Below are 21,990 nucleotides of genomic sequence, written 5' to 3' on the forward strand. Positions count from 1 at the left end.
TTTTTACGGCGGATCTTGGGGGACTTCACCGGTGCGTGGGACGTGGCTGATCGTGGCTCTTGTCATGAGCCTGTCCGGCTGTGGTGTTGTCACGGATATGGCCGCCCGCCGCGGCGACGCGCCGAGCCCGGTCACGTCACCACGGCCGGCCGTGAGCGCCGCTCCCACTCCCTCCGCCGCCGAGATGGGGCCGACCATCCCCCAGGCGAGGCAGGCCATGCGGGAGTGGGTGGGCAAATACAACGCGACGCTGCGAAAGCGCAAGTGGTGGAATCAGAACGACCGGCTCGACGCGCTGTTCGTCGAGGCGGCGCTGCACGAGGGCGTGATCGAACGCAACCATGAGATCTTCGGGTCGAAGCCGGGGCACAAGCCGATCAAGATGACCGGCACCCCGACGATCTACCTGCCCCGGCCGGAACGGCAGCGGCCGATCGGCGAGTGGTTCATCGCGCAGGCGACCTACAAGGACACCGAGGGCCATGCCCGCCCGCACGTGCTCGCGTTCGTCCGCCCCCACGGGCAGCCGTTCAGGCTGGCCGTCGCGACTCCGATCCACTGGGGCCGGCGGATGCCGAAGCCGCGGCTCGACGCCGACGGCTACGTCACCGACATGGACGCCCTCGCGGCGGGCGCCGTGGCCCACGAGTACCAGAACTTCTGGAACAACGAGAAGAAGGAGGGCGCCTCCGGCTACCGCCTGGCCAAGGACAGCTACAGCCGCAAGGCGTTCCCCGCCGTGAACAAGGGGGCGTACGTCGCGTTCGACGGCCACGGCTCGATCTTCGGCTTCCGCACCGCGGACGGCGGCTCGTTCTTCCTGTTCGGCATGGTCAACAACCCCAAGCACGTCAACCAGGTGCTGAGCGAGGCGCTGCTGGTGCCCCAGGGCAGCAGGACCATTCAGGAACTCGGCGCCGACTGGTTCTCCTGAATCGCCTCCCGGCGGGATTCAGCTCGCGAACACGAGCATGACGAGCAGGAACAGGACGGTTCCGACGGCCATGAGGAGCGTCACCGTGCTGAACAGCGTGCTGAGCAGCGCCCACACCGCGACGGCCCCGACGCCGCCCGCGAGGTCCACCACGAGCCGCCGCCTCGACTTTCCCAGCAGCCCGAACCCCGCGTCCACGAGCAGGGCGATGCCGTAGAGCACCAGCAGGAGAAGCGACACCTCGGGCAGGTCGGCGCGCGCCGCGGCGGCGAACAGGCCGACGACCACCGCGGAGCCGATCACCCAGCGGCGGTGCAGCTTCTCCCGGTGCGCGGCGCGCGGGTCGTCCACCTCTCCCCGCCGCATCCCGCGCGAGGGCCGGCTCCGCCGCCGATCGCCGGGCCGCCACTGCTGGGTGGGCGCCTCCGACAGCGCGGGCCGCGACGGCTCGATCCCGTCCAGCACCGGCGCGGCCTCCTTGAGGAGCCCGGCCAGCTCGGCCGTCGCCGGGCGGTCCGCCGGATCCGCGCTCAGGCACCGCTCCACGATCGGGGCGAGCCAGGACGGCACGCCCGACAGGTCGGGCTCGCGGTGGACGACCCGGTAGGCGATCGCCGCGGCCGGCCCGGTCCCGTACGGCTGCCGCCCCGACGCGGCGAAGGCCAGCGTCGCCCCCCAGGCGAACACGTCGGCCTCCGGCCCGGCCTCCCGGCCTTCCAGCACCTCGGGAGCCAGGTAGCCGGGCGTGCCGACGACCGCGCCCGAGGCGGTGACCGAGGCCGACTCCAGCGCGCAGGCGATGCCGAAGTCGATCACGTACGGCTCGCGCTCGGAGACGATCACGTTGGCCGGCTTGAGGTCGCGGTGGACCACCTCGGCCGCGTGGACGGACTCCAGCGCCGCCGCCAGCCCCAGGGCGAGCCGCAGCAGGTCGGCCCCCGTGACCGGCCCGTCGTTGGCCACGACCGTGCTGAGCGGTCTGCCCTGGACGTACCGCGTGACGATGTAGGGCCGCTCCCCCGACAGGGAGGCGTCCAGCACCTCGGCGACGTGGGCCCCGCGAACCCGGCGCATGGTCTCCACCTCACGGGCGAGGCGGGTGATGGCGAACCCGTCGGAGGCGACGTGGGGATGCAGGACCTTCACCGCCACCGTGCGCCCGTCGGGATCGAGCGCGAGGTGGACCTCACCGAACCCTCCGGAGCCGAGAGCGGAGACCAGACGGTAGGGACCAAGCTGTTCCGGCGTTCCCAAACTGTGTCTCCCGCTTCGCTCGGGGCCTGCTCGGGGCCTCCCGGTTCACCGAGGGACCGGGGCGTCAGGTCCAGAAGGTCAGGAAGCCCAGGCCGATCCTGTCCATGATGTCCCCGATCACGCCGCCGATCAGGTTGACGACCGTGTCCTGACCCTTCTGTTTGAGATCCGCGACGATGTGGTCCACCGCCACCGACGGCGGCCGCCAGGGGATCCACGAGGCGTCCGCGGACAGCGCCGTCATGATCGCGAACAGCGCGACCGTGCCGACCGCGATCGTCACGATCATTCCCGCTCCGGGGCTCCGGATCACCGTGCTCAGCGTCCGGGACACCGCCTTGCGGGGGGCCTTCCCACCGGGGAGGAGGAACAGCCCGGCCACGAAGGCGCCCGCGGCGTACGCCGCGGCCGGATCGGGCCTGACCCCGCCGAGGTAGCGGAACCCGCCCCACACGCACATCGCGAACATCACGGCCAGCGGCACGTGCACCACCGTCGCCAGCCCGGCCTTGATCAGCGCCCACGGCGTGCCGAGAACCGCGAGGAGCGGGTCGGCCCCGCTGCTGCCCCGCGCGGCCCGGCGGTCGGCGAGGTCGCCGAGCAGGTACTGCCCCACCCGCAGGCACAGCGCCGCCACGACGGCGAACAGGCTCACCACGACCGGCAGCAGGCAGGCCAGCGCCACGAGCGTGGCCAGCAGCAGGGCCGCGAGCACCGGATGCGGGGCCCGGTAGGGGGCCCGCCTCGGCTCGGGCTCGTACGGCGCGGCGGGAGCAGGAGGCGGCGCGACCCGGGGCTCCGGGTAGCCCGCCACCCGCTGGTCGGTGTACGGCTGGTACGGCGGCGTCTGGTACGGCGGCGGAGGCGGGCCCGCCTGCCCGTAGGGCGGGGCCTGCGGATGCGCCGGAGGCGGCGCGGACACGGGGCGGCGCTGCCTGGGCGCCCGGGGCTCGCGGCGGGGACGCTCCGGCTCCACGTAGTTCACCGGCGGCAGCAGGTCGGAGTAGCTGTCGTCGCCGGCCGGCAGCATGCTGGTCCGGCTCCCGTTGGCGCCGTTCGCCGGGCCGCCCCCGTTCACCGGGCCGCCCGTGTTCCCCCGTGCCGGCTCGTCGAGCACGCGCGTGCCGTCCAGGATCCGCGTCCCGCCGTCGCGCGGCGGCTCGTGAGCGGTCTCCTGGAGCACGGTGACCGAGGGATCGAGCGAGCGGGTGAGCCGGAGCAGCGACGCGGCCGTGGGACGCGACGTGGCCTCGGGCGCCAGGGCGGCGCGGAGCCAGCCCCGCAGCCAGCCCGGCGCGAGGTCCACCTGCGCCTTGCCTTCGAGGATGTTGTAACAGACCGACTCGAACGTGCCCGAGCCGAACGGCGCCTTCCCGGTGGCCGCGAAGAAGACCGTGGCCGCCAGCGCGTGCACGTCGGCGGCCTGGGTGATCTCGGTGTCCCGGATGATCTCCGGGGCGAGGTAGCCGGGGGTGCCGACGAACATCCCCGTCTGGGTCAGCCGGGTGGCGTTGACCAGGTGGGCGATGCCGAAGTCGATCACGAGCGGCTCGCCGCCCACGAGCATCACGTTGGCCGGCTTGAGGTCGCGGTGGATGACGTCGGCCGCGTGGATGGCGACCAGGGCCTCGCACATGCCCACCGCGAGCCGGATCACCCCGTCGTCGGTGAGCGGCCCGTCCTCCAGCACCGTCTGCTCTAAGGTCCGCCCGGGGGCGTACCGCGTCACGATGTAGGGCGCGGCGCCGGTCAGGTCGGCGTCGACGACCTCGGCGACGCGCCTGCTGCGCACCCGCCGCATGGTCTCGACCTCGCGGGTGAGCCGGTCGCGTGCCTTGAGGTCGGTGGCGACGTGCGGGTGCAGGACCTTGACCGCGACCTCGCGCCCCTCCGCGTCCAAGCCGAGGTGGACCACCCCCATGCCGCCCTCGCCGAGCTGCCGCAGCAGCCGGTAGGGCCCGATCCTCTCCGGAGCCTCAGTAGCCGACATGTCGTCCCCCGTCACCCGTTCCCCGCCTGGTTACGCAGGTCTTCCAGTCGTTCCAGTAATGACACAACGTCGATTGGGCCCCAGAAGTGCCCTGCTGTCTGTTTACCCAGGAGACTGGAGAGCGCGAGCGCCGCCGTCAGCACCGCGAAGGCGCCGATCCCCCAGGCGAGCCCCTTCGCCGCTCCCTCGCCGGGCACCAGCGAGGCCAGCGTCCGCCGCATCTGCCTGCCCGGGCCCACGACTCCGGGCCCCGCGCAGATCGTCCACAACGCCGTCGCGATCCCCCAGCTCAGCGCCGCGAGCCGGAGCGCGGACGTGCCGCCGAGGAGGACGGTGAGCAGCAGCGTCACCGGCAGCCCCAGGATCAGCGCGTACGGCACGAGCGCGATCGTGACGCCGATCGACTTCACGAGCTCCGCCGGACGGCTCAGCACCCGCAGCACGTCGGCCGCCGCGGCGCCCGCGGGACGCCGGGAGTTGAGGTGCGGCTGGGCCAGGTCCGCGGCCCGCAGCAGCACCGCGGCCGGCACGGCCACCAGGCACACCAGCAGCGGCGCCATGACCGCGAGCGACGTCATCACGACGAGCAGCAGCGCGCTCGCCACGCCGTACGCCTTGGAGCGCTGGAACAGCCCCCCGGACGGGAACGGCATGGGCGGCGCGGTCGGCGGCGGCACCCGCACCGTCGGCATGAACGGCGTGGGGTTCGGCTGGTGGATGTGCGGAGTCCGCTCGTAGATATCGGGCGCGTGCCCGAAGAGCGCGTGGTCGCGCGCCGCCACGTCTCCCTGCTCGTAGGACCCGTGCTGCGAGGACCCGGGTTGCGTGAACCCGGGGGACGCCGCGCGTGGTCCCGTGGGATCGCCGCTGACGGCCTGGCGCACCTCCTCGGAGGTCACCCGCCGGGTGGGGATGTCGCCCTCCGGGCGCAGCATCGGCGTGGGCCACTCGTCCGCCCCGCCTCGCGGCGGGGCGGACGGCGCACCGGTCGCGGGAGCCGGGCCCGACACGGGCGAGCCCGGGAACGCGGACGGACCGGACGGGCTGGTCGGACCGGACGGGCCGGTCGGACCGGTCGGCGGGGTGCGGGGCGGAGCCATCCGGGTGGGGATGTCGCCCTCCGCCGGGCCTTCCACCGGGCCGTTCCCTGGGCCGTTCCCTGGGCCGTTCGTTGGGGCGGCCGGCCCGAGGCCCGCCCGGCGCAGGTCCTCTCCGGTCACCCGCACGGTCGGGAAGGGGTCGCCGCCCTGGCCCGCCGCGGGCGTCTCGCGCAGCAGTGAGACGAACTCCTCGGCCCGGCCGCCCGGCTGGGACGGCGTGACCGGCGGCGTCGCCACGGGCGCCACCGGCGGGGTGATCGGGGGCATCGGCGACCCGGTCGGCGGCGGGCCGGTGACCGGCCCGCCCGGCCGGCCGGAGCCGGGCGCCTGCTGACCGCCGGTGTCGTCGACATTGGGCACCGTCGTGATCTCGTCGGGCACGCGGGGCCTGCCGCCCGGCGACTGGGGCATGAGCCGCGCGAGCTGCCGTACGAGCTCGGCCGCGGTCGGCCTCCTGGCCGGGTCGCGGTTGAACGCGGCACGCAGCATCGGCTGGATCGGCGGAGGGGCGGCCTCGACGTTGGCCCGGCCGGAGGTGATGTTGAAGAAGATCATCTCCAGCGTGCCCTTGCCGAACGGCGGCTGGCCGGTGGCGGCGTACAGCACGGTGCCGGCCCACGCGTGCACGTCCACCTGCGGCCCGGCCTCGTGGCCCTCGATGATCTCGGGGGCGAGGTAGCCGGGCGTGCCGATGAACATGCCGGTCTGGGTGAGCCGGGTGGCGTCGACCGCCTGGGCGATGCCGAAGTCGATCAGCACCGGCTGGCCGTCCAGCATCAGCACGTTGCCCGGCTTCAGGTCGCGATGGATCACCCCGGCGGCGTGCACGGCGGCGAGGGCCTGGGCCACCCCGACGGCGACCTTGAGCAGGGCGTCGAGAGGCAGCGGGCCGTCGTTCTTGACGATCTCGTCGAGCGGCCGTCCCGGCACGTAGCGGGTGACGATGTACGGCCTGCGCCCCGTGACGTCGGCGTCGACGACCTCCGCGATGTTCGGCCCGCGCACCCGCCGCATGGTCTCGACCTCGCGCGACAGACGCCTGCGCGCGACGTCGTCGCCCGCCACCTCCGAGCGCAGGACCTTGACGGCCACCTGCCTGCCCTGCGGGTCGAGAGCGAGGTGAACCACGCCCATGCCGCCCTCACCGAGCCGCCTCAGCAGCCGGTACGGGCCCAGTCGGTCGTCCTGATTCATTGCCTAAGCACCATACCGACTAAAAGAACGCCCATGAGTGAACCATCGCGCCACATCTCCGCTCAGCACAACGGAGAAAAGACGCCAACGGTTTCCAGGCAAGCGGTCAAATGGTGAGCGCGAGGACCTCCCCCCGCGTCGCCGCGACCAGCGCCTCGCCGGAAAGCGCCAGCTTGGAGCGGCGGACGCCACTGCCGATCACGACGAACGGCCGCCGGGTCACGTTTTCGTCAACGAGCACCGGCCAGCCCTCGGGAAGACCGATCGGGGTGATGCCGCCGTACTCCATCGCGGTCAGTTCGACGGCCTCCGCCTGCGGTGCGAATGACGCCTTGCGCGCGTCCAGATGGCGGCGCACGATTCCGTTGACGTCGGCCCGCCCGGTGGCGAGCACCATGACGGCGGCGTACCGCGTCTCCCCGCCCCGTTTGGCGGCGACGATGACGCAGTTGGCCGAGTCCTCCATCGCCACGCCGTACCGCTCGCAGAACGCGGCGGTGTCGGAGAGCGTGGGATCTATCTCGGCCACCTCCACCTTGACGTCGAGACCGGCCACGGCCTTGGCGACGGGATCGGCGAGCAGGTCCGGCCGGTCGGACGCGGGAACCCATTCGAGCGGCATCTAGCCCTCCTTGACGGCGCGCTGGTGCAGTTGGGTGACCACATTACGGGCCGACTCCAGCGCCCCCGCCTGCCAGGCGATGAGGTGCGTGAGCCAGTCGCCCGCGAAGTACACGCGGCCGGCCGGCCGCTGCAGAAGCGTGAAGGCGCCCTCGTAGGAGGGCCAGGCGACCCACGCGCCCTCGATGTGCGGCTGCCGCTGCCAGGCGATCGAGACGCTGGACAGCAGTTCCGACCGGTACTTCTCGCCGTGGATCTTCTTGCCCTGGGTGAGCGCCCGCCGCTCCCGCTCCGCGTGGGTGAGACGGGCGTACGCCTCGGCGTCCTCGTCGAGGTTGTAGTAGCCGACCACCAGCCCGCGCGTGCCGTGGAAACCGTACGAGGGGTACCAGATGTGCGCGATGTCCAGGTCGGTCTCGGTGATGCCGCCGTAGATGCGTTCGTCGGTCTCCCACCAGCGGCGGCGGTACTCCAGCCCGATCTTCCCGCCCGACACCGGGGTGGGCGTCCGCAGCGCCGCGACGACCCGGGCGTCCAGGTTGCCGGGGATCCGCGCGAGCACGTGCGGCGGCAGGGCCGCGATGCAGAAGTCCGCCTTGGTGGCGCCGCCCGTGTGCTCGACTTCCACGCCGTCGGGCAGGTTGGTGATCTTCTTGACCTCGACAGAGGTGCGGATGCGGTCGCGGCCCACGGCGTCGGCGAGCTTGGCCGCGATCGCGTCCATGCCGCCCACCGGCTGGAACATCGGCATGGCCATCTCGTAGCCGAACGGAAACGTGATCGAGCGGCCGAGCCCGTAAGCGAGCACCTCCGACAGGGGCGGTGGCGAGCCCAGCGGCACGCCCGCGCCCGTGCCCGGGTTCACGGAGAACCCTCTGCGCTCCGACCCGGTGTAGGTGTAGGTCCTGCCGATGTCGCCGAACTCCGACAGGAAATGGAGCAGGCGGTTCTTGTCCCCCGCCGTCAGCCGCCGGTTGAGCGCGCCCGCGTTCGTGGCCTTCGCCAGCAGTTCGCTGATGTAGCCGTACGTGTCGGCACGGGCGGTACGCGCCCGGACCGGCGCCTTCATGCCCGTGTTGTAGACGTACGCGCTGGAGTTGTCGTTGACGAACAACTCGATCGGGACGCCCAGCTCCCGGCAGTAATCGAGGGTGACCATCCACTGGGCGATGCGGGCCGGCCCTGCGTTGAAATAGACGCCCTCCCCGAACCGCGCCTCCTGCACTGTGTCTTCTTGATTCGGGCCTTCTTGATTCGGGCCTTCTTGATTCGGGCCGGACAGCTCGTGCAGCCGGTCGCCGCCGCGCAGCGTGAGGTTGCGCCCGCCGACCCGGTCGCGGGCCTCAAGGACGGTGCAGTCGTAGCCCGCCTTGCCCAGTTCGTACGCGGCGGCCAGGCCCGCGATCCCCGCCCCGAGGATCACCACGGAGCCGGCGCCCCTCCCGCTGAGGGCGAAGTCGGAACGGCTCGGCGGTGTGTAGTCCTTCTGCTGGTCGTCGGGTGCGAGCCCGAGCGCGCCCATCGCCGCGTACATCGCTCCGGCGCCTCCGGCCGCGCCGACGCCCACCAGGAAGGCGCGCCGCGTCAGCGCCCCCGTACGCTCCCGCGTCCCGCGGTCACTGCTAGCCACCCTGCCTGCCTTCGTCGTTGGGGGAACCGGCTTCGGCCGTGATCGGGGTGAACCGGCGTCAGCCGTGCTGGGGGAAGAACGGCGTCAGCCGTACCGGCCGCTGCCGCAGGCCACCTGGCCGCCGATCATCGAGAAGATGCCGAACAGCGCCATGATCTCGTGGTAGTCGCTCGTGGTGAACTCGGTGTGCCGCGGCCCGGCGAGCCGCACGCCGGGCACGATCGAGCAGGCCGCCGCGATGGCGGTGGAGTTCCACTCGACGCCCAGCGTGTACGGCGGCTCGACCACGTAAGGCCGGAAGTCCGCCAGCCTGCCCAGGGCGCGGGCCGTGCCCTCGCGGATGCGCCGCCAGGCGACGGCCGGGGGCAGCAGCTCGGCGGAGAACTTGTCGATGCCCTTCTTCACGGCGACCGTCTCGACCTCGCCGAGCAGCTCCCTGGCCTCCTCGCACACCGCCTCGTCGCCGGCGACGAGCGCGACCGGCACGCCCATCGAGCCCGCGAAGCCCGCCACCAGCCGGGTCTCGCCGCAGATCTCGCCGTTCAGGTAGACGTTCTGGATCTCCTTGCCCATCCACGTGTGGTTGAGCACCCCGTGCGGCACGCCGGCCCGGGCGTGGTAGCCGGCGAAGCAGGCGGCGGCCATGTCGGGGATGAGGCCCTGCCCCATGCGGTGCGGTTTGCCCGGGCCCCTGATCAGCGTGGCCCGCTCGTCCAGCAGGTCGATCCTGAGGTTCTTGGTGGACCCGTGGGCGTCGTTGACCAGCACGGACGCGGCGCCCGCGTCGAAGGCGCCCTGGATCACCGCGTTGGCGTCCCCGGTCATCAGCTCGCAGCCGCGCTCGTACCCCCGTCCCCCGAGGTGCATCTCCTCGGGATCGGTCAGCCCGGTGACCCCCTCCATGTCCACCGACAGGTAGATCTTCATCGTTCCCCCCATGTCTCCACCCGGAGCGCCTCGTCCTCGGTCATCAGCCCGATGTTTTCACCGACGAAGGCGGCGACCTGCTCGCGCCACGGTTCGGGGACCTCGTCGACGGCCGGCCGGTAGCAGTGGTCCAGCCAGCGTGTGGACTCCTCGGTCGCCTGGAGGTGCTCCGCCGCCTTCGCGAACGGCGTCTGCGCGATGTTCGGCACGCGGGCGCACCCGTACTCGATCATCTCCTGCCCGCCGTACGGCGGCGGTTTCTGCCAGGAGCGGGCAGGAGTGCTCTCGGCGGTCAGGGTGGTGCGCATCGGACGGCGCTCGACCGCGGCCTGGATCAGCTCCTTGTACAGGCACTTGCCGCACAGCCCGCAGGGGCCGTCGCCAGAGCCGCGCAGGCACCAGCGGACGTGCTCACGCAGATCCGACTCCAGGGCGACACGCATCGTCACGGCCTCGCTCACGCCGCCGACGGGAAGCACCATCGGCAGCCCGGCCGCGGTGAACAGCCGTCCCCACTTCCCCTCCTGCGCCCACATGGGGTTGTCCGGGGTGTAGCGGAGGACGTAGCGGTCGCCGCCGAGCCAGCGCGACCCGATCTCGTAGCCCAGCGCGACGCCCCCGAGGTCGAGGTCGTCGGCGAGGAGCAGCGCCCCCACCGTGACGGCGTGGTGCTCGGGAAAGCCGGGCCGCGGACGGCTCAGCAGGAACTCCAGATCCGACTGGGCGATGTGGAGTTCCCGGCCGGTCCGCCGGGCGAGCCGGGCCAGCACGTCCGAGCGGTAGTGCGTCCACCGGTTGGGCACCCGGGGGTGGCTCACCCGCTGGAAGTGCACGAACGGCGCGTCGGGGAACATCGCGGCCACCGCCATCGAGTCCGCGCCCCCGCTGTAGGAGATGGCCAGACGGGTGCCGCTCCTGGCGTCCGCCCCGACGGGCCCGGCGTCCACTCCCCACCCCGTACGCAGCGCCTCGGCGAGCCCGGCGGAGATCGGCCGGTCGAAGGTCACCCGCCGCCTGGTCCACGGCGCGACGACGGTCCACGCGGCGACCGCGAGCAGGTCGGGATGCGGGGACGCGCCGGCGTCCCCGATCCGGACGTGGCAGGAATTGGTCCGCAGCTCGATGGCCTGGCCGTCGGCGCAGGCCCCCGCGGTCTCGTCCTCCGCGTCGAGCAGGAAGACCAGCCGCCAGACGTCCGCGTCACTCGTCCACTGCACTCGCACGACCGGTTACCCCGCCCGCCCGGAAGCGCCGACCCGCGCCGACAGGTCGTCGATCGCCTGCCAGATGCGCATCTCGCTCTGCAGCAACGTGTCCACCGCCTGGGCGGTCTCCGTCGCCAGCCGGTGCGCCTCGGCCGCCTTGGGGTCCGCCGTCGCCCTGGGCGCCGCGGGCGGCTTCACAGGGGCCCGCCGCAGCCGGTCGACCTCGTCGCGCAGCGCCACGACCTCCCGGCGGAGCATCTGCACCTCCCAGAGGGCGTCCTTCAGATCCTGCCGGTGGTCGGGCTTGGTGACGTACCGAGAGTCGAGCCGGGACAGCAGCGCCCGGCGCAGCCGTGACAGGCCCAGCACTCGCAACCTCATCATGAGCCGCCACGATAGCGGCATTGTGCATCCTTTCCTGACACAAAGTGCGGAGTTGCTCAGAGCCTGCTGAGAGACGGCCATCCGGCCGTCTCGCCGCACAGGGACACCGAACAGGGACACCGAACAGGGGCGTCGGACGCGCCTCGCCACGCAATACAGTCAGCGGTTGTGCTTTACGGCAGATCGGTGGAAACGGCCGCGATCGACGACCTGATCGATCGGGCCAGGAAAGGCTCCGGGGGCGCGCTGGTGCTGCGCGGCGAGGCCGGTGTCGGCAAGACGGCGCTGCTCGACCTGGCGGCCTCCCGCGGCGGGCCCATGCGAGTGCTGCGGACCACGGGGGTCGAGGCGGAGGCCGATCTGGCGTTCGCCGCCCTGCACCAGTTGCTGCTGCCGGTGACCGGGCTGCTCGACGCGCTGCCGGAACCGCAGGCCGAGGCCGTACACGGTGCGCTCGGGCTGGCTCCTGCCGGTTCGGGGGACCGGTTCCTGCTGGCGGCCGGGGTGCTGTCGCTGCTGGCCGAGGCCGCCGCGCGTGACGGGCTGATCTGCGTGGTCGACGACTTCCAATGGGTGGACCGGCCGTCGGCCGACGCCCTGCTGTTCGCGGCGAGGCGGCTCGGCACCGAGCCGATCGCGATGCCGCTGGCCGTACGGGGCGACACGCCGGTGAAGGGCCTGCCCGCGCTGGAGATCGCCGGGCTGGCCGAACCGGCGGCCGCCGAACTGCTCGACGCCGGCTTCACGCTCGCGGCGCCGGTCAGGCGAGACCTCGTGGTGCTGACCGGGGGAAACCCGCTGGCGCTGCGCGAGACGGCCCGGCTGCTCACCCCCGCCCAGCGGGCCGGCCGTGAACCGCTGCCCGACCCCCTGCCCGGCGGGAACCGGCTCTTCGGCGACCGGGTGGCCGCGTTGTCCGCAGGGGCGCGGCTGGCGGCCCTGCTGGCGGCGGTCGAGAGCGATCTCGACCTGGTGCTGCGGGCCGCCGACCGGCTGGGCGCGGGAGAAGCGGCGCTGCCCGAGATCGAGTCCGCCGGTCTCGCGAGCGTGTCCGGGACGCACGTGCGGTTCCGCCATCCGCTGATCCGGTCGGCGGTGTACGAGGCGGCCTCCCCCGCCGCACGCCGCGAGGCGCACGCGGCGCTGGCCGAGGTGTCGGGCGGGGACCGTCGGGCCCGGCATCTGGCCGGGGCCGCGCTCGGCCAGGACGAATCGGTCGCCGCCGCGCTCACGCGGGCCGCGCAACGGGCCAGGGACCGGGGCGGGTACGGCGCCGCCGCCACCGCCCTGACCAGGGCCGCCGAACTCACCCCGGAACCGCTCGTGCGCGCCCGGCGGCTCAAGGACGCCGCCGTGGCCTCGTGGCTCGGGGGCCGTCCCGGCCAGGCGGAGTCCCTGCTGGCCGAGGCTCGCGAGTTCGCCGGGGCGGACACCGCGCTGACCATGGAGATCGCCCAGCTGCGCGGGCGGTTCGAGCTGAACTCCGGCGACGCCGCCGAGGCCGTGCGGATCCTCGCGGCGGGCGACACTCTGGACATGCTGGCCGACGCCTCGGAGGCGGCGTCGTACGTCGGCGACGCGGCGGCCATCGTGGAGATCGGGCGGCGGGCGGCCGCCTTCCCCGAGGGGTTCCTGCGCGACGTGGTCGTGGGCGTCGGCGCGACGCTCGCCGGCGAGGGCGGGCACGACCTGCTCAAACGGGCGCTCGGCCGTACGGGTGAGCTGCGCGAGGCGGCCGAGTTCCTGTGGGCGACGGCGGCGGCCAGCCATCTGGGCGAGGTGGACCTGTCCTCCGAGCTGGCCGAGCGGGCCGGCCGGGTGGCCAGGGTCTCCGGGATGACGGGCCAGCTGCCCGTGGTGCTGGAGTTCGTCGCCACCGCGGAACGGCTCGCGGGGCGCCTCGCGGAGAGCCAGGCCGTCTCGGAGGAGGGCCTGGAGCTGGCTCGCGAGGCCGGATACGTCAACACCGTGGCCGCGCACCTGGCCAACCTCGCGGCCGTGGCGGCCCTGCGCGGCGAGGAGGAGCCCTGCGCCCGATATGCCCGGGAGGCGCTGGCCATCGCCGTCCCGCACCGGGTGGGCCTGCGCGCCGGACTCGCGGCGTACGCCCTGGCCATGCTCGACCTGTGCCTGGGCCGGTTCTCCGCCGCGCACGACCGGTTCACGGCGATCGTCGCCGCGGGCCCGGGAGCCGGCCATCCGACGGTGGTCTGGCGGAGCACGCCGGACCGGATCGAGGCCGCCGTCGGCGCGGGCGACCCGGAGGCCGCCCGGAAGGCGCTGGAGGCGTACGAACGCTGGTCGGCCCACGCGGGGACGGCCGAGTCCCGGGCGCTGCTCGCCCGGTGCCGCGGCCTGGTCCTGCCGGACGACCAGGCGGTCGAGGCGCTCGGCGAGGCGTCACGACTGCACGACAACCCGTTCGAGGCGGCCAGGACGGGGCTGCTGCTGGGCGAGCGGCTGCGCCGCACCCACCGGCCGGGAGAGGCCAGGGCGCACCTGCGCGCGGCGTTCGAGACGTTCCAGCGCGCGGGAGCCGCGCCGTGGGCGCGGCGCGCGTACGGGGAGCTGCGCGCGGCGGGCGAGAGCGTCCCGGTAGAGACGAGCACGGCCGCGGTTCCCGAGGCGATCCCCGACGTGCGGGGGACGGCGCTGGACACGCTCACCCCGCAGGAGCTGCGCATCGCCACCCTGGTGGCGGGCGGCGCGACCAGCAAGGAGATCGCCGCCCGGCTGTTCCTCAGCCCGCGCACGGTCGAATACCACCTGTACAAGATCTATCCGAAGCTCGGCATCACCTCACGTACGGAACTGGCGCGGCTAGTAGTTCTACGGAAGGCGCCGGCGGCCCCGGGCGACATGCTTTAGCCCATGCCAAACATCTGGAGTGAAGAGTTCGGGGCCGCGGCCGACGCGCCGATCGTGCTGGTGATGGGTTCGATGTCGCAGGGGATCCTGTGGCCGGACGAGTTCGTGGGCCGGCTCGCCGCCGGCGGCCGGCGCGTGATCCGCTACGACCACCGCGACACCGGGATGTCCGACGTCATCGACTTCTCGAAGGATCCGTACACATGGGACGACATCAAGGACGACGTGCTGCGGGTGATGGACGCGCACGGGCTGGACAGCGCTCATCTGGTCGGCCATTCGGCGGGCGGGCTGCTCGGGCAGCTGATCGCGGTGGAGCGGCCGGAGCGCGTGCGGACGCTCACCGTCATCGCCTCATCGCCGCTCGGCGGCGGTGAGGGCGCGGTGCTCATGCGGGCGCTGATGGGCGAGCCGCAGCCCGAGGGCAGCCTGCCCGAGCCCACGCCGGAGTTCGTCGCGTTCTACCGCGAGCTGATCGCCGCGCCGCCGCCGCGCGACCGGCGGGAGCGGATCGAGCGCATGATCGCGGAGGACCGCGTGCTGCACGGCACCGGGCTGCCGTTCGACGAGGACGCCTCGCGCAGGCTGCAGGAACGCCTGTACGACCGGGCGCGGGACCTCGACGCGGCGGCCAACCACCGGCTGGCGGCGGCGGCGAAGCCCGACTTCGAGCCGGTGGGCGTCCTGCACCGGGTCAAGGCGCCCACCCTGGTCGTCGAGGGCACGCACGAGCCCGCCAAGCCGGGCCACGGCGCCGTCATCGCCGAGCAGATCCCCGGTGCCCGGCTGACGACGGTCACCGGCATGGGCCACACTCTGCCGCCCGAGGTGCACGCCGAACTGGCCGACGCCATCCTCGCCCACACGTCGGCCGGGTGACCCCGTCCCGTCGGCCGGGTGTCGGTCGCCGGTGAACTCAGCTGCCGGTGAATTTGGGGCGGCGCTTCTCGGTGAAGGCCGTCATGCCCTCCCGGGCGTCCTGGGTGGCGAACAGGCCGGAGAACTGGAGCCGCTCGATTTCCAGGCCGGTGTCGAGGTCGGCCTCGAGGCCGTGGTCGATCGCGAGCTTGGCCGCCCGGACCGCGGTGACCGGTCCCTCGGCGAAGGTCGCGGCGAGTTCGAGCGCCGCGGTGTAGACCTCGCCGTCGGGCACCACCCGGTCGACCAGGCCGATGGCGAGCGCCTCGGCGGCGTCCACGTGCCGCCCGGTGAAGATCAGGTCCTTGGCCCGGGCGGGCCCGACGAGCCGGGGCAGGCGCTGGGTCCCGCCCGCCCCGGGGATGATCCCGAGGGTGATCTCCGGCTGGCCGAGCTTCGCGCTCTGCCCGGCCACCCGGAAGTCGGCGCACAGCGCGAGCTCGCAGCCGCCGCCCAGGGCGTACCCGGTGATCGCCGCGATCACCGGCTTGCCGATCCGCGCGACGGCGGTGAAGCAGTCCTGCAGAGTGCGCGAGTGCACGGCCATGTCGGCGTAGGACATGACCGCCATCTCCTTGACGTCGGCGCCGGCCGCGAAGACGCGTTCGCCGCCGTAGACGATGACCGCGTGCGTGTTCGGATCGGCGTCCACGAGTCGCGCGGCCTCCGCGATCTCCTCCTGGACCTGCCGGTTCAGCGCGTTCATCTTCGGCCGGTCGAGCCGGATCGTGGCGATGTGCTCGGAGATCTCCACCCTGACGAATTCACCCATGGCCCCCACGATAAAGGGGCGATCAGCGGCCGAGCGGGAGAGCCCGCCGGGGAGTGGCCGGCGTCGCGGCCGTGATGTTCCGGTAGACCTGCTCGTATCCCTCGACCATCACGGGCACGTCGAAGTGCCGGACCACGCGGTCGCGCGCCGCGTGCGGGTCGAGGGCGGAGACCGCCTCGATCGCGGCGGGAAGCTCGTCGGGCGTGTCGCGGACGTAGCCGGTCACCCCGTCCGCCACGACCTCGGGCACCGCGCCCCGCCGCAGCGCCACCACCGGCGTGCCGCAGGCCATCGCCTCGATCATCACCATGCCGAAGGGCTCGTCCCACAACAGCGGGAGCACCAGGCACCGGGCCCGGGAGAACAGTTCGTTCTTGAGCGGGCCGTCCGCCTCCCCCAGGTATTCGACGTCGGGCCCGAGCAGCGGCTCCACCCGCTCGCGGAAGTAGGCCTGCTCCGCCCGCTCGGCTCGCCTGCCGACCAGCAGGATGCGGCGCCCCGCCGCCCGCGCCGCCTCAATCGCGAGGTGAGCGCCCTTGTCCGGACTGAGCCGTCCCAGCCACAGCACCCAGTCGTCCTTGTGCTCCCGGAAGGGCCACGCCGCGACGTCCACCGCGTTGTGCACCCGCCCCACCCAGTTCAGGTCGGGCGCGTGGGCGCGCTGGGCCGAGGAGATGGCCACCAGGGACACGTCCGCGCCGAGGCTCCGGTAGTAGTTCCCGAGCTCCCCGCTCACGTCGTTGTGACAGGTGACGACCGTCGGCACGAGCCGCCCCGCGGCCGTGAGCGGCCCGGCCAGCGAGTGGTCGTGGACGATGTCCACGTCCAGGCCCCGCAGGAGGCGGGCCGCCTCGGCCGCGTGCACCACCTCGGGGAACGGCTCGCCGATCCGCGCCGAGGGCGGCTCGTCGTAGGTCCGCAGATCCACGTCGCGGCCCGCCCCGATGACGGTGACCCGGTGCCCGCGCGCCCGCAGGCCGCGGACCAGGGCGGCGGTCACCGCCTCGATGCCGCCGTACGTGCGGGGCGGCACGTCGTACCACGGCGGGGCGACCATCCCGATGTGCAGGGCCTGTGCCATGGTGCTGGTCTACCCCTCTCACCTGCGACGGAAGCAGGCGAGAGGGGCGAGGACACCCTTAGCGCAGGGTGCCGTTGGTCATGCCGACCGGCTCCTCCGGCACCGCGATGAGGCCGAGCTCCGCCGCGGACGCCATCAGCGGGTGGAACGGGACCACGCGCACGCTGTAGCCGAACGCGCCGGTGCGGTCCAGCGGCACGACGCCGGTGTAGTGCGCCCGGCCGTCGTCGCCCACCGAGTCGACCTTCAGCGTGACGTAGCCGGGTGACAGCAGCTCGTCGTGCGCGCCCACGCGGCCGTAGGCGGCCTGGACCTGGACGTCCTCGGGCGACAGCTCGCCCAGGGCGATCGTGGCCCGCAGCTCCAGCCGGGCCCCCAGCTCGGGGGTGTCCCCCACGCCGGTCGCCTCGACGTGCTCGACCCGTACGCCCGGCCACGCCTTGGCCACGCGCAGCTTCCAGGCCGCGAACAGCCGGGCGTTGCCGTAGCCCTCGGCCGCGAGCGACCGGGCGGAGGCCGCCGCCGGGGTGTACAGGTCGGTGACGTAGTCGTGCAGCATGCGCCCGGCGAGCACCTTCGGCCCGAGCGAGCTCAGCGTGTGCTTGACCATCTCCAGCCAGCGCCGCGGCAGGCCGTCGGCGGCCCGGTCGTAGAAGCGGTCGGCGACCTCACGCTCGATGAGGTCGTACAGCGCCGTGGCCTCCAGCTCGTCGCGGCGCTCGGGGTCGTCCACGCCGTCGGCACTGGGGATCGCCCAGCCGTTGTTGCCGTCGTACCACTCGTCCCACCATCCGTCGCGGATGGACAGGTTGAGGCCGCCGTTGAGCGCCGCCTTCATGCCGGACGTGCCGCACGCCTCCAGCGGGCGCAGCGGGTTGTTCATCCACACGTCGGAGCCCGTCACCATGAGCTGGCCGAGCGCCATGTCGTAGTCGGGCAGGAAGACGATGCGGTGCCGCACGTCCTCGGAGTCGGCGAAGCGGACGATCTGCTGGATGAGCTTCTTGCCGCCCTCGTCGGCCGGGTGCGCCTTGCCGGCGATGACGATCTGCACCGGCTTGTCCGGGTCGAGCAGCAGCCTGCGGAGCCGGTCGGGCTGGCAGAGCATGAGGGTCAGCCGCTTGTAGGAGGGCACCCGGCGGGCGAAGCCGATCGTCAGCACGTCCGGGTCGAGCGCCTCGTCCACCCAGCCCAGCTCGGCCTCGCTGGCGCCACGCTGCCGCCACGACTTGCGCAGCCGCCGGCGCGCCTCCTCGACCAGGCGGGCGCGCAGGTTGGCGCGGATGCCCCAGATGTCGGCCTCGGAGAGCCTGTGCGCGCCCTCCCAGCCCTGCGCCTCGTCGATCAGCGAGGGCAACTCCTTGCCGGCGAGCTCCATCATCTCCCGGCCGACCCACGTCGGGGCGTGGACGCCGTTGGTGATCGAGCCGATCGGCACCTCGTCCACGTCGAAGCCCGGCCACAGGCCCTGGAACATCTCCCGGCTGACGTGGCCGTGCAGCTCGGACACGCCGTTGACCCGCTGGGCCAGCCGCATGCCCATGACGGCCATGTTGAAGACCGACTTGTCGGCCTCGGGACCGTCCGGCTCGGCGCCGAGTTCGAGGATGCGGTCCACCGACACCGTCGGCCAGGCGTTGGACCCGCCGAACTGCCGGGCGATCATCTCGGCCGGGAACCGGTCGATGCCCGCGGGGACGGGCGTGTGGGTGGTGAACACGGTCCCGGCGCGTACGGCCTCCAGGGCCTCCTCGAACGACAGCCGGGCCTCGGTGAGCTCGCGGATGCGCTCCAGGCCGAGGAAGCCGGCGTGGCCCTCGTTGGTGTGGAACACCTCGGGCTCGGGGTGGCCGGTGATCCGGCAGTAGGCCCGGATGGCCCGCACACCGCCGATGCCGAGCAGCAGTTCCTGCATCAGGCGGTGGTCGCCGCCTCCGCCGTACAGGCGGTCGGTCACGTCCCTGGCGACCGTGTCGTTCTCGGCGACGTCGGAGTCGAGCAGGAGCAGCGGCACCCGGCCGACCTGGGCCACCCAGATCTGGGCGTGCAGGACGCGCCCCTCCGGCAGGCCGATCTTGATGCGGGCCGGCGCGCCGTCCTCCTCCTTGAGCAGGGTGAGCGGCAGGCCGCCGGGGTCGAGGGAGGGGTAGTGCTCGAGCTGCCAGCCCTCGGCGGACAGCGACTGGGTGAAGTAGCCGTGCCGGTAGAGCAGGCCGACGCCGAGGATCGGCACGCCGAGGTCGCTGGCGGCCTTCAGGTGGTCGCCGGCCAGGATGCCGAGACCGCCGGAGTACTGCGGAAGGGCGGCGGAGATGCCGTACTCGGGCGAGAAGTAGCCGATCGCCTTCGGCGCGCCCTCCAGCGACTGGTACCACCTGGGGGCGGTCATGTACTCGCGCAGATCGTCGGCGGCGTCGGCCAGGCGGCGCAGGAAGCGCCGGTCCTGGGCGAGCTCGCGCAGCCTGTCGGCCTCGACCGCGCCGAGCAGCGCCACGGGGTCGTGATCGACGCGCTCCCAGACCTCGGGATCCACCTCGGCGAACAGGTCCATGGTCTCGGGGTGCCACGACCATCGAAGGTTTTGGACCAACTCGCCCAGAGGTGCGAGCTGTGAGGGAAGAACGGTTCGGACAGTGAACCTGCGGATAGCTCTCACGGGGCCAGACCCTAGTTACTCAGCGCCACGACGCGCGACCGAATCAAACTTGTCGTACTGCGATGCCAGTTCTCGAACGCTCTCACCACCATCAAACCGGTTCAAACCTCACCAAAGTACCCTTGACCTGGTGATGTCCGCGCCGGACGGCGACGGCCGGCACGCAATGATCGATCTCCCGGGGACGCCGTCCCAAACACGGCGAGCGGTCTTTCGTTCGGCAGGGGTAAGAGTGGACTATTAGGGCAACCCCTGTGTATGGACGAGGAAGGACCGCGGCCAGCGGTTCCTGTTTCCCGTGCTGCCCGCCCGACCACAGCTGTTCCTGCCCCGCAAGCCCCGGCGGCACCCGGTGTGCCGCCCCCGAGTACGAAGTGACGATGATCGGACGCATTCCCATCCAGGACATCCAGCCCGTCGTCGACTGCGGCCAGTGGCCCGCCAAGGCCGCCGCGGGAGAGACCTTCGAGATCAGCGCGACGGTGTTCCGCGAAGGACACGACGCGGTCGCCGCCGGCGTGGTGCTGATCGACCCGAGCGGCACGCCGGGCCGGATGCTGCCCATGCGCGAGGTCGCGCCCGGCACCGACCGGTGGAGCGTGGAGGTGACGCTGCCCGCCGAGGGCCTGTGGCAGTTCCGGGTGGAGGCCTGGAGTGATCCGATCGCCACGTGGACGCACGACGCGGGCATCAAGATCCCGCGCGACCTGGACGCCGACCTCATGTGCGAGGAGGGCGCCCGGCTGTTCGAGCGGGCGGCCAAGGGCGTGCGGGCGGCGGACTGCGCGGCGACGGAGGCGGGCGGCACCTGCGGGCACCGGGCCGCGTTGCTGGCCCTCGCGGCCCGCCTGCGGGACGAGGCGGTGGACCCCAGGGCGCGCTTCGCGGTGACCCAGCTGCCCGAGACGGCCGCGCTGATCGCCGCGCACCCGCTGCGCGACCTGCTCACCCGGTCGGGCCGCAACCGCGTACGGGTGGACCGGCGTCGGGCGCTGTTCGGCTCCTGGTACGAGTTCTTTCCCCGCTCCGAGGGCGCCGTGGTGGGGCAGGAGGGCGTCGCGCCCAAGTCGGGGACGTTCAAGACGGCGGCCAAGCGGCTCCCGGCGGTCGCCCAGATGGGCTTCGACGTGGTCTACCTGCCGCCGATCCACCCGATCGGGTCGCAGTTCCGCAAGGGCCGCAACAACACCCTGACCCCCGACCAGTACGACCCCGGGTCGCCCTGGGCCATCGGCGCGCAGGAGGGCGGGCACGACGCGATCCACCCGGATCTGGGCACGATCGAGGACTTCGACGAGTTCGTCGCCAAGGCGCGCGAGCTGGGCATGGAGGTCGCCCTCGACCTCGCGCTCCAGTGCTCCCCCGACCACCCCTGGGTCAAGGAGCACCCGGAGTGGTTCAACATCCGGGCCGACGGCTCGATCGCGTACGCCGAGAACCCGCCGAAGAAATACCAGGACATCTACCCCCTGAACTTCGACAAGGACCCCGAGGGGATCTACGCGGAGATCAAGCGGGTGGTCCGGCACTGGATGGACCACGGCGTGCGGATCTTCCGGGTGGACAACCCGCACACCAAGCCGGTCCGGTTCTGGGAGCGGCTGCTGTCCGACATCAACGCGACCGACCCCGACGTGCTGTTCCTCGCCGAGGCGTTCACCCGCCCGCCCATGCTGCGCACGCTCGCCAAGATCGGGTTCCACCAGTCGTACACGTACTTCACCTGGCGCAACTCGAAGCCCGAGGTGGAGGAGTACCTGCGGGAGCTGTCCCACGAGACCTCGCACTACCTGCGGCCGAACCTGTTCGTCAACACGCCCGACATCCTGCACGAGTACCTCCAGCACGGGGGCGTGCCGGCGTTCAGGATCCGCGCGGTCCTGGCGGCGCTTATGGCGCCCACCTGGGGGGTCTACTCCGGGTATGAACTGGCCGAGAACGTCCCGGTCCGTCCGGGCAGCGAGGAGTACCTCGACAGCGAGAAGTATCAGTATCGGCCGCGTGACTGGGCGGAGGCGGAGCGTGAGGGCCGCAGCCTTGCCCCGTTCATTACCCAGCTCAATTTGTTGAGAAGAGCACACCCGGCGCTCCAGGAATTGCGTAACCTACGGTTTCACAACGTCGACCAGCCGAACGTGATCTGCTTCTCCAAGCGGCTGCCCGGCGCCTATGACACGGCCTCACGACGGCACGGACTAGGCGATGTCGTGCTGGCCGTCGTCAATCTGGATCCACACAACACACACGAGGCGACGGTCCGGCTCGACATGCCCGCCCTCGGTCTCGACTGGCATGCCGAGTTCGTCGTGGACGACCAACTGTCGGGCGAGTCGTACCGCTGGGGGCAGGCGAACTACGTGCGCCTCGATCCGCACGTCCATCCCGCACACATTCTCACGCTCCGCCACGGGTCAGCGCACCGCCCGTGAGCGCAGCTCGGCACATCCGGGGAGTCA

The 21,990-nt window shown here is 72.5% G+C and carries 15 protein-coding genes; 4 read left to right on the plus strand and 11 right to left on the minus strand.

Features of this window, described 5'->3' with window-relative positions:
• The first annotated feature begins 97 nt into the window (after positions 1-97).
• Positions 98-934, plus strand: a complete 837-nt coding sequence (locus HHX35_RS16310; protein WP_182899635.1) for a hypothetical protein — start codon at positions 98-100, stop codon at positions 932-934.
• An 18-nt stretch (positions 935-952) separates the two neighbouring features.
• Here HHX35_RS16310 and HHX35_RS16315 read toward each other — a convergent pair whose 3' ends face one another.
• The 8 genes from HHX35_RS16315 to HHX35_RS16350 form a co-directional block, all read right to left on the minus strand.
• Positions 953-2,188: a serine/threonine-protein kinase gene (locus HHX35_RS16315; RefSeq protein WP_182899636.1), complete on the minus strand. Its 1,236-nt coding sequence runs from the start codon at positions 2,186-2,188 to the stop codon at positions 953-955.
• 64 nt (positions 2,189-2,252) lie between these two features.
• Positions 2,253-4,178 carry a serine/threonine-protein kinase gene (locus HHX35_RS16320; protein WP_182899637.1) on the minus strand — a complete coding sequence of 642 codons (1,926 nt, stop codon included), beginning with the start codon at positions 4,176-4,178 and terminating at the stop codon, positions 2,253-2,255.
• Between the two features lie 11 nt (positions 4,179-4,189).
• A complete protein-coding gene (locus HHX35_RS42625; protein WP_220505474.1) occupies positions 4,190-6,472 on the minus strand; it encodes a serine/threonine-protein kinase in 2,283 nt (760 codons plus the stop codon).
• Positions 6,473-6,578: 106 nt separating this feature from the next.
• The gene (locus tag HHX35_RS16330) at positions 6,579-7,094 is read right to left on the minus strand and encodes a YbaK/EbsC family protein (protein WP_182899638.1); all 516 of its coding nucleotides are present in this window, start codon (positions 7,092-7,094) and stop codon (positions 6,579-6,581) included.
• Complete coding sequence (locus HHX35_RS16335; protein WP_310739133.1) at positions 7,095-8,723, minus strand: FAD-dependent oxidoreductase; 1,629 nt, start codon at positions 8,721-8,723, stop codon at positions 7,095-7,097.
• A gap of 84 nt (positions 8,724-8,807) precedes the next feature.
• Positions 8,808-9,662, minus strand: coding sequence for a M55 family metallopeptidase (locus HHX35_RS16340; protein ID WP_225898502.1), 855 nt, complete (start codon positions 9,660-9,662; stop codon positions 8,808-8,810).
• The gene (locus HHX35_RS16345) at positions 9,647-10,873 is read right to left on the minus strand and encodes a DUF6395 domain-containing protein (protein WP_182899639.1); all 1,227 of its coding nucleotides are present in this window, start codon (positions 10,871-10,873) and stop codon (positions 9,647-9,649) included. The genes HHX35_RS16340 and HHX35_RS16345 overlap by 16 nt, the downstream gene beginning before the upstream one ends.
• A 6-nt stretch (positions 10,874-10,879) precedes the next feature.
• Complete coding sequence (locus HHX35_RS16350; protein ID WP_182899640.1) at positions 10,880-11,239, minus strand: hypothetical protein; 360 nt, start codon at positions 11,237-11,239, stop codon at positions 10,880-10,882.
• A 168-nt stretch (positions 11,240-11,407) separates the two neighbouring features.
• Between HHX35_RS16350 and HHX35_RS16355 the strand changes: the two genes are divergently transcribed.
• Both HHX35_RS16355 and HHX35_RS16360 read left to right on the plus strand, forming a co-directional pair.
• Complete coding sequence (locus HHX35_RS16355) at positions 11,408-14,107, plus strand: LuxR family transcriptional regulator (protein WP_182899641.1); 2,700 nt, start codon at positions 11,408-11,410, stop codon at positions 14,105-14,107.
• 3 nt (positions 14,108-14,110) lie between these two features.
• Entirely contained in the window at positions 14,111-14,986 is an 876-nt protein-coding gene (locus tag HHX35_RS16360) for an alpha/beta fold hydrolase (protein WP_182899642.1), read from the plus strand.
• Positions 14,987-15,023: 37 nt separating this feature from the next.
• Here the strand turns inward: HHX35_RS16360 and HHX35_RS16365 are convergent, their stop codons facing one another.
• The 3 genes from HHX35_RS16365 to glgP are packed head-to-tail and all read right to left on the minus strand — an operon-like array spanning position 15,024 to position 19,534.
• Positions 15,024-15,797, minus strand: coding sequence for an enoyl-CoA hydratase/isomerase family protein (locus HHX35_RS16365; protein WP_182899643.1), 774 nt, complete (start codon positions 15,795-15,797; stop codon positions 15,024-15,026).
• A 22-nt stretch (positions 15,798-15,819) separates the two neighbouring features.
• Positions 15,820-16,878 carry a glycosyltransferase family 4 protein gene (locus tag HHX35_RS16370; RefSeq protein WP_182899644.1) on the minus strand — a complete coding sequence of 353 codons (1,059 nt, stop codon included), beginning with the start codon at positions 16,876-16,878 and terminating at the stop codon, positions 15,820-15,822.
• 58 nt (positions 16,879-16,936) lie between these two features.
• Entirely contained in the window at positions 16,937-19,534 is a 2,598-nt protein-coding gene (glgP, locus tag HHX35_RS16375; protein WP_182899645.1) for an alpha-glucan family phosphorylase, read from the minus strand.
• A 380-nt stretch (positions 19,535-19,914) separates the two neighbouring features.
• Here glgP and HHX35_RS16380 point away from each other — a divergent pair, with 380 nt between their 5' ends.
• Entirely contained in the window at positions 19,915-21,963 is a 2,049-nt protein-coding gene (locus HHX35_RS16380; protein WP_182899646.1) for an alpha-1,4-glucan--maltose-1-phosphate maltosyltransferase, read from the plus strand.
• Positions 21,964-21,990: the final 27 nt, after the last annotated feature.

The sequence above is a fragment of the Microbispora sp. H10830 genome (genome assembly GCF_014161375.1).
GTDB classification, from domain to species: Bacteria; Actinomycetota; Actinomycetes; order Streptosporangiales; family Streptosporangiaceae; genus Microbispora; species Microbispora catharanthi.

Excerpts from the sequence above, each read along its gene's own strand:
- HHX35_RS16310 (WP_182899635.1), top strand. The coding sequence starts at position 98 with ATGGCCGCCCGCCGCGGCGACGCGCCGAGCCCGGTCACGTCACCACGG.
- HHX35_RS16320 (WP_182899637.1), bottom strand. The coding sequence starts at position 4,178 with ATGTCGGCTACTGAGGCTCCGGAGAGGATCGGGCCCTACCGGCTGCTG.
- HHX35_RS42625 (WP_220505474.1), bottom strand. The coding sequence starts at position 6,472 with ATGAATCAGGACGACCGACTGGGCCCGTACCGGCTGCTGAGGCGGCTC.
- HHX35_RS16330 (WP_182899638.1), bottom strand. The coding sequence starts at position 7,094 with ATGCCGCTCGAATGGGTTCCCGCGTCCGACCGGCCGGACCTGCTCGCC.
- HHX35_RS16340 (WP_225898502.1), bottom strand. The coding sequence starts at position 9,662 with ATGGGGGGAACGATGAAGATCTACCTGTCGGTGGACATGGAGGGGGTC.
- HHX35_RS16350 (WP_182899640.1), bottom strand. The coding sequence starts at position 11,239 with ATGATGAGGTTGCGAGTGCTGGGCCTGTCACGGCTGCGCCGGGCGCTG.
- HHX35_RS16360 (WP_182899642.1), top strand. The coding sequence starts at position 14,111 with ATGCCAAACATCTGGAGTGAAGAGTTCGGGGCCGCGGCCGACGCGCCG.
- HHX35_RS16365 (WP_182899643.1), bottom strand. The coding sequence starts at position 15,797 with ATGGGTGAATTCGTCAGGGTGGAGATCTCCGAGCACATCGCCACGATC.
- HHX35_RS16370 (WP_182899644.1), bottom strand. The coding sequence starts at position 16,878 with ATGGCACAGGCCCTGCACATCGGGATGGTCGCCCCGCCGTGGTACGAC.
- HHX35_RS16380 (WP_182899646.1), top strand. The coding sequence starts at position 19,915 with ATGATCGGACGCATTCCCATCCAGGACATCCAGCCCGTCGTCGACTGC.